13 protein-coding genes are annotated in these 13,308 nt (G+C 74.6%); 6 read left to right on the top strand and 7 right to left on the bottom strand.

Annotation, left to right across the window (positions count from 1 at the left end; all coding sequences use genetic code 11):
- Nucleotides 1–174: 174 nt before the first annotated feature.
- Nucleotides 175–1,770: a M4 family metallopeptidase gene (locus A6F73_RS01820; protein ID WP_107452801.1), complete on the top strand. Its 1,596-nt coding sequence runs from the start codon at nucleotides 175–177 to the stop codon at nucleotides 1,768–1,770.
- Nucleotides 1,771–1,810: 40 nt separating this feature from the next.
- Here A6F73_RS01820 and A6F73_RS01825 read toward each other — a convergent pair whose 3' ends face one another.
- The 3 genes from A6F73_RS01825 to A6F73_RS01835 form a co-directional block, all read right to left on the bottom strand.
- A complete protein-coding gene (locus A6F73_RS01825; RefSeq protein ID WP_244293255.1) occupies nucleotides 1,811–2,839 on the bottom strand; it encodes a hypothetical protein in 1,029 nt (342 codons plus the stop codon).
- A 109-nt stretch (nucleotides 2,840–2,948) separates the two neighbouring features.
- Complete coding sequence (locus tag A6F73_RS01830) at nucleotides 2,949–3,917, bottom strand: D-2-hydroxyacid dehydrogenase family protein (RefSeq protein WP_063346119.1); 969 nt, start codon at nucleotides 3,915–3,917, stop codon at nucleotides 2,949–2,951.
- A gap of 116 nt (nucleotides 3,918–4,033) precedes the next feature.
- Complete coding sequence (locus A6F73_RS01835) at nucleotides 4,034–4,756, bottom strand: rhomboid family intramembrane serine protease (protein WP_063346120.1); 723 nt, start codon at nucleotides 4,754–4,756, stop codon at nucleotides 4,034–4,036.
- 260 nt (nucleotides 4,757–5,016) lie between these two features.
- On the opposite strand from A6F73_RS01835, the gene A6F73_RS01840 reads away from it, so the two are divergent.
- The 4 genes from A6F73_RS01840 (at nucleotide 5,017) to A6F73_RS01855 (ending at nucleotide 8,650) form a co-directional block, all read left to right on the top strand.
- On the top strand, nucleotides 5,017–5,952 hold the full coding sequence (locus A6F73_RS01840; RefSeq protein WP_063346121.1) for an aldo/keto reductase: 936 nt from the start codon (nucleotides 5,017–5,019) through the stop codon (nucleotides 5,950–5,952).
- A gap of 191 nt (nucleotides 5,953–6,143) precedes the next feature.
- Nucleotides 6,144–6,737: a TetR/AcrR family transcriptional regulator gene (locus A6F73_RS01845; RefSeq protein WP_063346122.1), complete on the top strand. Its 594-nt coding sequence runs from the start codon at nucleotides 6,144–6,146 to the stop codon at nucleotides 6,735–6,737.
- A 198-nt stretch (nucleotides 6,738–6,935) separates the two neighbouring features.
- A complete protein-coding gene (locus A6F73_RS01850; RefSeq protein ID WP_063346123.1) occupies nucleotides 6,936–8,060 on the top strand; it encodes an SDR family oxidoreductase in 1,125 nt (374 codons plus the stop codon).
- Between the two features lie 116 nt (nucleotides 8,061–8,176).
- Nucleotides 8,177–8,650: a MarR family winged helix-turn-helix transcriptional regulator gene (locus A6F73_RS01855; RefSeq protein ID WP_063346124.1), complete on the top strand. Its 474-nt coding sequence runs from the start codon at nucleotides 8,177–8,179 to the stop codon at nucleotides 8,648–8,650.
- Between the two features lie 43 nt (nucleotides 8,651–8,693).
- Here the strand turns inward: A6F73_RS01855 and A6F73_RS01860 are convergent, their stop codons facing one another.
- The 3 genes from A6F73_RS01860 to A6F73_RS01870 are packed head-to-tail and all read right to left on the bottom strand — an operon-like array spanning nucleotide 8,694 to nucleotide 10,184.
- Nucleotides 8,694–9,425 carry a class I SAM-dependent methyltransferase gene (locus tag A6F73_RS01860; protein WP_244293256.1) on the bottom strand — a complete coding sequence of 244 codons (732 nt, stop codon included), beginning with the start codon at nucleotides 9,423–9,425 and terminating at the stop codon, nucleotides 8,694–8,696.
- Nucleotides 9,422–9,928, bottom strand: coding sequence for a hypothetical protein (locus tag A6F73_RS01865; RefSeq protein WP_159398314.1), 507 nt, complete (start codon nucleotides 9,926–9,928; stop codon nucleotides 9,422–9,424). Before A6F73_RS01865 ends, A6F73_RS01860 begins: the two co-directional genes overlap by 4 nt.
- 25 nt (nucleotides 9,929–9,953) lie before the next feature.
- Nucleotides 9,954–10,184, bottom strand: a complete 231-nt coding sequence (locus A6F73_RS01870) for a hypothetical protein (RefSeq protein WP_063350865.1) — start codon at nucleotides 10,182–10,184, stop codon at nucleotides 9,954–9,956.
- 273 nt (nucleotides 10,185–10,457) lie between these two features.
- Between A6F73_RS01870 and A6F73_RS01875 the strand changes: the two genes are divergently transcribed.
- Nucleotides 10,458–10,961, top strand: a complete 504-nt coding sequence (locus A6F73_RS01875; RefSeq protein ID WP_063346126.1) for a hypothetical protein — start codon at nucleotides 10,458–10,460, stop codon at nucleotides 10,959–10,961.
- A 90-nt stretch (nucleotides 10,962–11,051) separates the two neighbouring features.
- Here A6F73_RS01875 and A6F73_RS01880 read toward each other — a convergent pair whose 3' ends face one another.
- Entirely contained in the window at nucleotides 11,052–13,199 is a 2,148-nt protein-coding gene (locus A6F73_RS01880; RefSeq protein ID WP_159398315.1) for an acyltransferase family protein, read from the bottom strand.
- Nucleotides 13,200–13,308: the final 109 nt, after the last annotated feature.

The raw sequence follows: 13,308 nt of genomic DNA on the forward strand, positions 1-13,308 counted from the left end.
ATGCGTCGGAACACGATCGGCCATATGCGGCACGGGTGTTGATTTCTGCTCACTTTTGATTTGAACAGGACACAACTTGGCAAAGATATGACCATTCCTCTAGCTCTACCTGACTGATCGCCGTCAATGTCGGTCGCAGCTCTTTTCCCTGCAGCTACCCCGACTGGAGTCAGAGTGAGCCCCACCTCCTCCTCCCGCCGCCCCCTCGCGGCCGGAGCCATCGCGGTCGTCGCCGCCCTCGTCGCCGTCGCCGTCCCCACCGGCACGGCCTCCGCCGCCACCGGCACGAGGGACGCCGCGATATCCCAGGCCCGCGCCAACGTCACCCACAACGCGGGGGTGTTCGGCTTCGGCGCCGGCCAGGACCTCGTCGTCAAGGACGTCGTCCTCGACGCCGACGGCACCCAGCACGTCCGCTTCGACCGCACCTACCAGGGCCTGCCGGTGGTCGGCGGTGACCTGGTCGTCCACCAGGACGCCCGCGGCCGGCTCAAGGACTCCTCCCGCGCGGCCGCCCACGACGCCGCCGTCAGGTCCACCGTCCCGAAGGTGCCCGCGCAGGCCGGCGCCGCCAACGCGCTCGCGGCCGCACCCGGCGTCCAGGACGCCACCAGCACGCCCGAACTGGTCGTCTGGGCCGCCGACGGCACGCCCCGGCTCGCCTGGCGCACCACCGTCGAGGGCACCGGCGAGCACGGCCAGCCGGCCGGCAAGGTGGTCGTCACCGACGCCACCACCGGCGAGCAGATCGAGACCTACGACGCCGAGCACCAGGCCTCCGGCACCGGCCACTCCGAGTACACCGGCGACATCACGATCGACACCACCGCCCAGAGCGGCGGCGGCTACACCCTCAAGGACGCGGTCCGCGGCCACGTCACCAAGGACGCCAACAACGTCGCGGCGAGCGCGCTCAAGGCCAGCTCCGGCACCGCGTTCACCAGCACCACCAACGTCTGGGGCGACGGGAAGAAGTTCTCCACCGACCGCTCCACCGCCGCCGTCGACGCCCACGCCAACACCGCCTGGACGTACGACTACTACAAGAACACCTTCGGCCGGAACGGCATCAAGAACGACGGCAAGGGCGCCACCGTCTTCGTCCACGTCGGCACCAACTGGGACAACGCCCAGTGGTCCGACAGCTGCTTCTGCATGATGACCGGCGACGGCGACGGCACCACCGACCCCGAGCAGGTCGACCTCGACACCATGGGCCACGAGATGACCCACGGCGTCACCAGCGCCACCGCCAACCTGCGCTACAGCGGCGAGTCCGGCGGCCTCAACGAGTCCACCAGCGACATCTTCGGCACCATGGTGGAGTGGTACGCCAACAACAAGGTCGACACCCCCGACTACCTGTTCAGCGACCAGTCCACCCCGCCGTGGCTGCGCCGCTTCGACAAGCCCTCGCTCGACGGCCGGTCGGCGGACTGCTGGAGCAGCTCGGTCGGCAAGCTCGACGTGCACAACTCCTCGGGCGTCGGCAACCACTGGTTCTACCTGGCCAGCGAGGGCAGCGGCAGCAAGACCATCAACGGCTACACCTACAACAGCCCCACCTGCAACAACTCCACGGTGGCCGGCATCGGCAACCAGAAGATCGCCAAGATCTGGTACCGCGCGCTGACCGTCTACATGACCTCCACCACCACCTACAAGGGTGCCCGCACCGCCTCCCTGAGCGCGGCCAAGGACCTGTACGGCCTCAACAGCACCGAGTACAAGGCCGTCGCGGCGGCCTGGAGCGGCGTCAACGTCAACTGACGTACCGTCCCCGGGCGGTGGAGGTCAGGCGGTCAGGCGGTCAGGCGGAGAACCCCACGTGGACGTGGTCGTGGTGGGTGTCGTCGGTGAAGAACTGGTTGCCCACGCCCGGGATCGCCACCGGACCGCCCACGTTGTACGAGCCGGCGGCGGCCGCGTCCCGCATGAAGGACTCGATCAGCTGCCGGGGCGTCGACGGGTCCACCACCGCCTGACCGTCGATCCGCCAGACGTCGAAGGCCCGGCCCAGCGGATGGTCGCTGGGCCGGGTCGTACCGAAGACGTCCAACGGGTGGCCGGTCCGCACCACGCTCACCGACAGCGTGTACGGGCCGGCCAGCCGGAGCATCGCCGCCAGCACGCTGTCGTGCACGGTGCCGCTGCGCAGGTCGGCGGCCGCCTCGGGCGGCAGCTCGATCCTCGGCTGGGCCAGCACCTGCGCCACCGCCGGGGCGGGTGAGGCGGCGGCCGGGCCCGGCTCCCCCGGGTTCAGGGCGGTGACGGTCCAGCGCGGCGCGGCCCGGCTCAGCCGGACGTCCACCGTGGTGCCGCCCTCGGCGACCGAGCCGTCGGCCCGGCGGGTCCACTGCCGGCAGACCACCAGCACGCTCGCCGAGTCCGCGAGGATCCCGCCGTACTGGGCGTCGATCACCTCCAGGCTCGCCTCGGCGGCCGTCGGGGCCAGCGGCCCGGCCCGGTCCGCCAGTTCGGGCGGCAGGCCGAGCGCCGCCACCCGGGCCCGGGCCGCCTCCACGCCCTGCCCGCCCGGCGGCCAGGCGCCGAGCGCGGCGACCAGCTCGACGGCGCGGCGCTTGACGTCGGGCTGCACCTCGGACGGGCCGGGCTGCCAGAGCGCGGGGTTCGGCAGGGCGGAGACCGTCGGTGTCCCCGTCGGCGTCGGGGCCACCGTCCACGTCGACGTCTCCGTCGGTGTGCCGGCCGGACCCGTCGTCACCGCGGGCCGCCCGGCCCCGCTCCCGCACCCCGCCGCGCCCAGCAGCAGCGCGGCCGCACCCGCCCTCAGCACACCGCGCCGGCCCGTACCCCGGGCACCGTCTCCGCTCGTCACGCGGCCAGTATGCGGCCGGGCGGCGCCCGGCGGGCGGACGCCGCCACGAGGGCCGGCCCGGGCCCGGCCCACGGGTCAGCCCGGCCCGTGGGTCAGCCCAGGCCATGGGTCAGCCCAGGCGGCGGATCGGCTCGCCGGCCAGGTAGGCCGCGATGTCCTCGACCGCCTCGCCGTAGTAGCGGCGGTAGTTGTCGCGCGACACGTACCCCAGGTGCGGGGTGGCCAGCAGCCGGGGCGCGGTGCGCAGCGGGTGGTCGGCGGGCAGCGGCTCGACGTCGAAGACGTCCACGGCGGCGCCCGCAATCCGGCCCCCGGTGAGCGCGGCCAGCAGCGCGTCCTGGTCGACGATCGCCGCCCGGGAGGTGTTCACCAGGTACGCCTCGGGCTTCATCAGGGCGAGTTCGGCCTCGCCGAGCAGTCCCCGGGTGCGCTCGCCCAGGGCGAGGTGGATCGAGACGAAGTCGGCGCCGCTCAACAGCTCCTCCTTGCCGGCGGCCCGGCGCACGCCGACCTCGGCGGCCCGCTCGTCCGTGAGGTTCTGGCTCCAGGCCAGCACGTCCATGCCGAAGGCCAGTCCGACCCGGGCGACCAGGCCGCCGATCTTCCCCAGGCCCAGCAGCCCGAGCACCCGCCCGTGCAGGTCGGCGCCGACGGTGCTCTGCCAGGGACCGCCCTCGCGCAGCGCCGTGCTCTCCGGCACGATGCCGCGGGCCAGGCCGAGCAGCAGCGCCCAGGTCAGCTCGACCGGCGGGGTGGACGAGCTGGCCGTCCCGCAGACCGTCACGCCGTGCGCCTCAGCGGCCGCGTAGTCGATCGCCGAGTTCCGCATGCCCGAGGCGACCAGCAGCCTGAGCCTCGGCAGCCGGGCGAACAGCGAAGCCGGGAACGGCACCCGCTCGCGCAGGGTCACGACGAAGTCGAAGTCGGCCAGGGCGGCGGCGAGTTCGTCTTCCGACCCGAAGTGCTCGGAGAAGGCGGTCACCGCCACCCGGTCGGAGACCGGGGACCAGTCGACGATGCTGGTGGCGACGCCCTGGAAGTCGTCGAGGACGGCGCACCGAAGGGTCCGAAGTGTCATGCCCGCACTCTCCCAGACGCCGGTCGGCGCCCGGCGTACCAGGCCCCGGTCCGAGCTGCGGATCTGCGGATCTGCGGATCTGCGGGATCGGCCCCCGGGGGTGGACCGGCCCCCGGTCACACCGCGGCGGGCTGCCCGGACGGCCTGGTCCTCGTCCCGGCGGCGAGCACCAGACCGAGCAGGCAGCCCGCCACCAGGCCGGCGCCGTGGTTGTTCCGCAGCGCGCACAGGAACAGGCCGGCCGCGGGGATGAGCAGCAGGTACCAGGTGCGCTTGAACGTGAGGCCCAGGGCGCTCCCGCGCAGCAGGCAGGTGACGGCCAGGGCGCCGAGCAGGCCGCAGACGGCCACGGAGTCGCCGCCGCCGCGCGGCGACCAGCCGGCCAGGCTCACCACGTGGGCGAGGACGCCGCTGGCGAGGAAGACGGCCAGGGTCCGCCACCATCCGAGGACCGACTCGGCGACGGCGCCGACCACGAGCAGGGCCGGCAGGTTCATCGCGATCTGCGCGATCCCGGAGGACTGCACCAGCAGGGCCGTCCCGGCCCGCCACCACTGCCCGTCGGACAGCGCACCCGGCTGCCGCATCAGATCGTCGACCAGGGTGGGCACGGCGTACTGGAGCACGGCCATCACCGCCATCAGCGCGAACAGTGCGAGGGTGGCCCGGGGCCGCCGTGCGAGGGCGGCCCGGACCACGGCGAGCACCTCGCCCGGCCCGGCGCCCGCCGGAGCGCCGGCTCCCGGGCCGACGTTGGAGCCGGCCAGCGCCAGCGCCTGAAGTCCCACGCTGACCACCACGGCAGCGCTCGCGTACAACCCGATCTCGTGCGGCGACATCGCCGACCCCCCGTTCACCCGACCCCGGGCGCTCCCGCCCGTCGACGAGCCCCATCATCCCGGCCTGGCGGGGCCCCGGACCAGGGCGGGTGATCATGGAAACGGCATGACGGTTGTCACAGTCCCGACAGGTCCGCCGTCACGGCGCCCTCCCCCGTGGGCAGCAGCCCGCCGTCACCTCCGCCCCCGTGGATTCCGCGGGGATTCGTACATTCCCGAATCGCTGGCGGTCAGGGCAGGGCAGTGGCGATCATGACGGCATGACTTCTGGCACCACCCCCGCCCCCGCCTCCATCACCGCTGCCGTCACCGCTGCCGCCTCCGGCAGTTGGACGCTCGGCGACCGCACCGTCCACCGGATCGGCTTCGGCACCATGCGCCTGCCGCAGACCGGCCGGGCGCTCGTCCCCGACGCCGTACCGCGCGACCGCGAGCAGGCCGTCCGGGTACTGCGGCGCGCCGTCGAACTGGGCGTCAACCACCTCGACACCGCCGCCTTCTACTTCTCCCCGCTGCGCTCCGCCAACGAGCTGATCAACCGGGCGCTCGCGCCGTACGCCGACGACCTGGTGATCGCCACCAAGGTCGGCCCGGGCCGCGGACTCGACGGCGAGTGGGTGGAGCACGCCCGCACCCCGGAGCGGCTGCGCGGCCAGGTCGAGCAGAACCTGCGCCAACTCGGCCGCGACCACCTCGACCTGGTGAACCTGCGGATCGTCGGCACCGACTCGATCGCCGAACGCTTCGGCGCCCTCGCCGAGTTGCGCCAGGCCGGGCTGATCCGCCACCTCGGCCTCTCCAACATCCACCCGCACCAGCTCGCCGAGGCGCAGGCCGTCGCGCCCGTCGTGTGCGTGCAGAACCCGTACGGCATCGGCGCCTCGCCCGAACAGGACGCCGTGCTGCGGCTCTGCGGCGAGCAGGGCATCGCCTTCGTCCCGTTCTACGCGATCGCCGGAGCCGGGCGGGAGTCCGGCACGGGCGGCGCCGAACCGGCCCAGGTCCGGGCGGTGGCGCAGGCGCGCGGGGTCAGCCCGGCCCAGGTCCGCCTCGCCTGGACGCTCCACCAGGGCCCGCACGTCCTGGCCATCCCCGGCACCGGCGACCTGGCGCACCTGGAGGACAACATCGCCGCCGGGGCCCTGCGCCTCTCCCCGGAGGAGTTGGCGCTGCTTCAGGAGGCGCACACGGGCTGACCCGGAACCGGGCAGGGCCGCGGCGGCACCGCTCCGGGACGAGCTCAGGATCACCGGCGAGCACGAGAGCACGCACGCCGACACGAACGAGGGAGTCCCGGAGCGCTGCTCCACAACGACCTGCTTCCCGCCCGCGGCCCAGCACTGAGGCCCGTCGACAGGAATATGCAGACCGGTCTATTGTTTTCCGCATGGGAGTCAAGGGTGAGGAGACCCGGGCCCGGCTGATCGCCGGTACCCGGACGCTGATCGAGGCACAGGGCTACTTCGGAACCGGCCTCAACCAGATCGTGGCCGCGACGGGCGCACCGCGCGGCTCGCTCTACTTCCACTTCCCCGAGGGCAAGGACCAACTGGTCGCCGCCTCCCTCGCCCAGGCCGGGCAGGAGGTCGAGGACCTGCTCGCCGCGCTGGCCGCCGAGGGCGCCGACAGCGGAGCGCTCACCGAGCGGCTCACCGAGGTCTTCGCCGAGCGACTGGCGCGCTCCGACTACACCAAGGGCTGCCCGATCGCGATCGTCGCCCTGGAGGTCGCCGGCACCAACGAGCCGCTGCGCGCCGTCTGCGCGGAGGTGTACGAGAGCTGGCAGCGCGTGCTGGCCGACCGGCTGGAGGCCGAGGGCTTCCAGCCGGCCGAGGCCGCGACGGCGGCCGGGCAGGTACTGGCGCTGATGGAGGGCGCGGTCCTGCTCGCGTCGGTCCGGCGCAGCCGCGAGCCGCTGGACCACGCGCTGCACGCCGTCCGCCACCTGCTCGGCGCCAAGCCGGCCGCCCGCACCCCGTAGGGCTTCGCGGAAGCGGAGCCGCCGCCGACCGGTGCGCGGCTCCGCCCCTCCTTCCGATTCCTTGTGCCCGAATTCTCCTGTGCCCGAGGTTTTCTCGTGTCCGAGTTTTCTCGTGTCCGAGTTTTCTCGTGTCCGAGTTTTCTCGTGTCCGAAAAATATGCAGACCGGTCTACAGATTCCAGCTCCAGGAGTTGCCCCATGCCGTCCTTCCCGCCACCGCCCCGCACCCTCGTCCTCGGCGCCACCGGCTTCCTCGGCCGCTGGCTCGTCCTCGAACTCCTCACCCGCGGCGAGCCCGTGGCCGCCGCCGTGCGCAGCGCCGGCCGTGACACCGAGCTGCGCCACTGGCTGCGCACCCACGGCGCCGACGACACCGCGCTGACCACCGTCGCCGCCGACCTCACCCGCCCCGGCCTCGGCCTCTCCCCCGAGGACGACGCCCGGCTCACCGAGGTCCGCGATGTCCACAACCTCGCCGCCCGCTACCAGTTCGGCCTCACCCGCGCCCAGGCCGAACCCGCCAACGTCCACGGCGCCCTGCACGCCCTCCACTGGTCCGCCACCCGGCCCCGGCTGCGCCGCCTGGTCCACCTCTCCGGCTACCGCGTCGGCCGCGATCCGCAGCCGCAGTACCCGCCCAGCCCCCGCGCCACCACCGCCGCCTACGCACGCCTCGGCGCGTACGAGGCCTCCAAGCTGCTCGGCGACGCCGCCGTCCGGGTCACCGCGCCCCGACTCGGCGTCCCGCTCACCACCGTCAACCCCAGCAGCGTCATCGGCCACTCGCGGACCGGCGAGGCCGGCCAGTACCTGGGCCTGGCCCAGCTCGTCCGCCAGCTCCACCGCGGCCGCCTGCCGCTGCTGCCCGGCACCCGCCGCACCTTCCTGCCCGTGGTCACCGTCGACCACCTGGCCCGCTTCCTCGCCGCCGTCCCCGCCCACGACAGCGCCGCCACCCCCACACCCGACGGCTCCGCCGCCCCCGACGCCACCCCCACACCCGACGGCTCCGCCGTGGTGGCCCACACCGTCCTCGACCCCGCCACCCCCGTCCTCCCGGACCTGATCGCCCTGTTCGCCGCCCACCTCGGCGTCCGCCCGCCCCGCGGCCTGGCGCCCGTCGCCATCGTCCGCCGCCTCCCCCGCGCCCTCACCGGCGCCGACCCGGAGACCCTCGGCTTCCTCTCCGAGGACCGCTACGACACCACCTCCGCCGACCGCCTCGCCACCGCCGCCGACCTGGCCCACCCGCCCCTCGCCCCGGCCCTCCGGCACTGGGTCGACCGGCTGGTCGCCGAGGACTTCGGCGCCCCGCCCCGGTGAACCCCCGGTGAGCGCGGCACAGAACGCCGTGGCGGTTCAGCCGGCGGCGGCGAACGGTTCCCTCCACGCGGTTCCTCCACGGCAGGGATTGGCAACCCAGGTGTCATGATGGCGGGGTGACCGGTACCGATGCCCCGCTCCCGCCCGACGTCCTCGCCCACCGGCTCATGGACGTGTTCGACCTGGTCGGCCCGCTGTACCGACGGGTGCTCCGCACGGTGGAACTCGCGGCTCCCATCGAGGGGCTGTCCGTCGGCGTGCGCGCCGTGCTGCTCCTGCTCGCGGAACACGGGCCCATGACCGTCCCTCAGATGGCCCGCGCACAGGCACTGAGCAGGCAGTTCGTGCAACGCATGGTCAACGACGCGGCAGCCCTGGACCTGGCCGAGATCACCCCGAACCCCGCCCACCAGCGGTCCTCGCTGATCCGGCTGACCGGCCACGGCAGGGCCGCCGTCTCCGCGGCGAGCGCCCGCGAGCACGCCCTGCTCCGCCAGGTCGGCGGCGAGCTGACCGACGCCGACCTGACCGCCTGCGTGCACGTCCTCACGCAGATGCTCGAACTCTTCGACAACGTCGACGTGAACTGACCCCCGCACCGCGCAGGCGCGGCCCGGACGCCAGGAGGGCGACCTACCCGAAGACCAGGCTCGTCCAGCGGACCCCGGACCGGCCGTGCAGGTCGCCGCGCTCGGCGCGATGGAGCAGCCGCAGGCCCTGAGCGGCGGCGAGCGCGACGGTCTCCTCGGGCGGGACGTCGAACATCCGGCGGCCCGGCGGGACGGGGCCGTGGCGCAGGGTCAGGGCGAGGCGCCCGCCCGGGGCGAGCAGTCGGCCGAGGGCGGCCATCGCCAACGCCCGCTCGGCAGGGGCGAGATGCATCCACACGGCGGTCAGCAGGACGAGGTCGAAGCGTTCGGTGCCGGCGCTCAGGTGCGGCAGCTCGGGCAGCGCGTCGGCGACCCAGCGCACGCCGGAGCCCGCGTGCAACCGCTCGGCGACGGAACGGAGTTCGGCGGTCGGCTCGACGGCCACCACCGGATGGCCGAGGGCGGCGAGGACGGCCGCGTCCCGCCCGGTGCCGGCGCCCACGTCGAGGACGGCGGCGGGCGGGGGCGGGTAGCTGTGCAGCAGGTCCGCGTGGACCTCGGCGAAGGTCACGCTCTCGTACTGGACGGCGAGCTCCTCCGCCGCCTCGGCGTAACCGGCAGTGCTCGAAAGCCCGTTCAGGCCTTCCGCCCCGTCCACCCCGTCCATCCCGTTCAACTCGTCCAACTCGTCCAACTCGTCCACCCCGTTCACGTCCTCCACCCCGTCCAACTCGTCCAACTCGTTCGCGTCCGCCGCCCCGGTCACCCCGATCACGCCTTTCGGTCCCGGACGACCACCGCGTCACCGGCCGCCGCCGCGTCGGCGAAGAAGTCCCGCAGCTCCCGCAGGTCGGCGACCACCCGGGTCGCCCACGTCTCGGACCACGGCGTCGGGTACCCGAGGCGCGCGACCGTCCGGGCCAGCACGGTGTCCTGCTGGCGCACGAGTTCGCCGAGCGCCGAGTCGCGCAGGAAGGTGAAGGCGGCCGCGACCTGCGCGGGGCTCAGCACCAGCGGATCGGTCTGCGCGGCGTCCGGTTCGCGGCGCTCGCCGCCGTACACGGGCAGGCGGGCGGCCGGGTCGGGGTGCAGGCCGTTCTCGGTGAGGGCCAGTTCCATCAGCCGGGCGGTGCTCCGCACGCCGAGGAGGAGTCCGGCGGAGGCCAGCTGGCCGTAGCGGACGTCCTGCCGGTCGGGGACGAGCTCGCCGAGTTCCGTCGGCGAGCAGGTGTCGACCTCCTGGCCGGGCAGGCGGCGCCAGAAATGATCCACGCTCACCCGGACAGCGTAACGAAAGCGCGGCTCACGCCTCGCCGGGGTGCCAGAGGGGCCACTCCCAGGGGCGATCCGCCCAGTGGACGCGGACCGGATCTCGCGGGTCGAGGTCCGGAAAGAGCTGGTGGATCCGGGGTTCGAACTCCTCGGGGGCGAGCGGCTCCCAGCCGTGGCCCTCGAAGTGGACCAGGCGGTAGCGGCTGTCGGTCCGGAAGTCGGCCACCTCGACCAGGTGCTTGGACGTGCTGTTGGTCTCCATGCCCCCCAGCATGTGGCGCGGCGGCAATCGGCGCCCCTCCAGACCCCTCTTCCGGGTCATGTCCCGGCGTCGGCGCGCTCGTTGAGCACGGGGAAGGCATGGCGGGGGATTCGACGGGGGGTTCGGCGCTGGAAGGACGACAACATGACTGGGCAGTCCACCGGAGGACAGTGGCAGTGGCCGCAGGACGCTTGGCAGCCACCCCCGGTACCCACCGCGTTCGCGCCGGCCCCCGTTCGGCCGCCCGCACCGGCGTCGCGGCGGTCGCGGAAGGTGTGGGCCGCCGCGACCATCGGGACAGTCTCCGTCCTCGCCGCCGTCCTGGCGATGTGCGGGCCGGGGACGGGAGACGAACTGGACGTGGTGGCCCTGCCACACACCTCCCCCTCCGCGTCCGACCCGACGGCGCCGGACCCGCCCGCGTTCTCGCCGCTCCCCACCACACCCGCGCCGTCCCCGCTCCCGCCGCCCACGCCGGAGCGCGCCCGACCGGCCCCGGCCCTGGCCACGGCCACGGCGGCGGCCGCGCCGAACGAGGACGAGGCGGCCGACGCCCAGCACGCGGCGACCGCGCACCCGAAGCCCGGCCGCACCGCGCGCCCCTCGCCGTCGACCCACGGCGCCCCCGCCCCGGCCGGCGCCACCCCGGCGGCTCCGGCTACCGGCGCGGCGCTGCCCACCCTCGGCCCGGGCGGCATCTGCGACCAGGCCGAACGCGTCGGCCGCTGGCCCGCGGGCTCGGAGCAGGCCCGCCTCTGCCACAGCATCTACGGCTGAGAAAACGCCTGCGCGGCCACACCCGCACCCGCACGACGAGGGCGCCCCGCCGGATCGATCCGGCGGGGCGCCCCAGGTGGCGGAGCCGCGCTACCCGGCCGCCTCCAGGATTCCCTTGTCCAGGCGCGGCGCCAGGACGCGGGCCAGGGTGTCGGTGATGTGGCCGGTGTCGCGGTACAGCACCACGCCCTCCAGCACCGCCGGGCAGTCCGGTCCGCTGCCGGGGCACAGCAGCGGGCCCAGGTCGAGGGTGCGGACGCCGTAACGGGCGGCGAGCCCGCCGTCGAGCATCGGATCCGGTTCGAAGGCGGTGTCGCGCGGGAAGAAGCAGGCGTCCGAGCGGCCGTCGGAGGCGGCGAGGCAGGTCGGGATGTCCTTGCCGGGCATCGGGGTGTCGCCGAGGTAGGCGAGCGGGGCGCCGACGGCGGCGAGGCGGTCCAGGGTGCGGGTCCAGCCCTGGGTGCGTTCCTCCTGGCTGCCGTACCTGTTGAGGCCGGCCATCAGGACGAGGCGCGGCCTGGGCCCGGAGGTGAGCCGGGTGAGGGTGTTCTCGCGCCAGCGGTCGCACTCCTCGAAGGTGCGGCCGAGGACGTTGTTGCGCACGGTGAGGGTGGCGAGCGGGCAGCCGGGCTTGACCAGGACCTCCAGGGCCCAGTGCCGCTGCTCGGCCATCGCGAGTGCGGACGATATCCACTGGCCGGCGTGCGAGTCGCCGAGCAGCACGATCCGGTCGGGGCTGTCCTCGGCGCCGAACAGGCAGCGCGGGCTGCTGTCGGCGTTCAGCGGGATCTCGCAGCCCTTGCCGGGCGGGAAGTCCTCCCGGGCGCGGGCCAGCGAGGGGGTCAGGCCGAGCACCCGCGCACCGGGGGCGAGCAGGGTGGGGCCGGTCGGGGCCCCGGCCGGGGCTGCGGCGGGGGTGTCGGCGGTGCCGCCGAGGGCGCGGACCGTGCCGCCGCCGAGGGTGAGTGCGGCGATCAGCGGGATGACGAGCGCGCTGGCGCCGACCGCGAGGCCCCGGCGCGGCGCCGGGCTGCTGCCGTACCGCAGCGGCTGCTCGACGAGCCGCATGGTGAGCCAGGCGGGCAGCGCGCTGGCTGCGGCGAGGGCGGCCAGGGTGGTCCAGGGCAGGGCGCCGTAGCGGGCCTGGGCGATGGTCAGCACCGGCCAGTGCCAGAGGTACCAGGCGTACGACAGGCGACCGGCGGCGCGCAGCGGCCGGTTGTCGAGGAGGCGTCCGGCGTCGGTGGCGCCGAGCGCGCGGTGGGCGGGGCCGGCGAGCAGGACGGCGGCGGCGCCGAGGACGGGCACCAGCGCGGCGGTGCCGGGGAAGGGGGTGTTCCGGTCGTAGAGCAGGATCGACGCGAGGACGGCGGCGGCGCCGGCCCAGCCGAGCAGTCGCAGCGACCAGGCCGTCCCGCGCCGCTGCACACGGCCGGCCAGGGCGCCGCCGAGCAGCGCAGCGCACGCGCCGGCCGCGAACTCCCAGAGCCGGCTGCCGGTGGAGAAGTAGGCGAGCGGCGCCGAGGTCGCCGTCCACCGGACGCACAGCAGCAGCGAGACCGCGCCGATGGCCGTGGTGGCCAGGGTGATCGCGACGGTGCGGCGGCGGCCGTGCAGGAAGCGGGCGAGGCCGAGCAGCAGAACGCCCCACAGCAGGTAGAACTGGTTCTCCACGCCGAGCGACCAGAAGTGCTGGAGCGGGCTCGGGGCGTGTTCGGCGGCCAGGTAGTCGGTCTGCTGGCCGACGAAGCGCCAGTTGACGACCTGTCCGGCGGAGGCGATCAGGTCGCGGGCGAGGTCGGTGCCGCGCAGCGGGTCGAGCAGCGCGCCGCCGGCGACGGCGGTGGCGACCAGGACGGTGGCGGCGGCGGGCAGGATGCGGCGGGCGCGGCGGGCGGCGAAGTCCCACAGGCCGATCGGGCGGCCGAGCAGCAGTCCGGTGATGAGGAAGCCGGAGATGACGAAGAAGACGTCGACGCCGACGTAGCCGCCGGCGAAGCCGGGAACGGCGGCGTGGTAGGCGAGGACGGAGAGGACGGCGACGCCGCGCAGGCCCTCGATGTCGGGGCGGAAGCCGGTGCGCCGCTGGGCCTGCGGCGGTGCGACGGCTTCTGCGGAGGGGCGCCGCTCGGGCGCGGCCTGCCGGTCCATTCGGACGACGCCGGGCAGCAGTTCGGCCGAGGCGGTGGCGGCAGGGGAGGACGGGGACGACGACGGTGGTGGTACGGCCGTTGACACGGCGGTGCTCCTCGCAGGGGCAGGCAGCGGGTGGTCGGGACCGCCGGGCCGATGGGGCGGCCGGGCGGCGCATCCGCGCCGGTGGGGCGACGCGCTGGGAAACGCGGTG

It is taken from the genome of Streptomyces sp. MJM8645 (assembly GCF_001625365.1).
In the GTDB taxonomy this organism is placed as follows: Bacteria; Actinomycetota; Actinomycetes; order Streptomycetales; family Streptomycetaceae; genus Kitasatospora.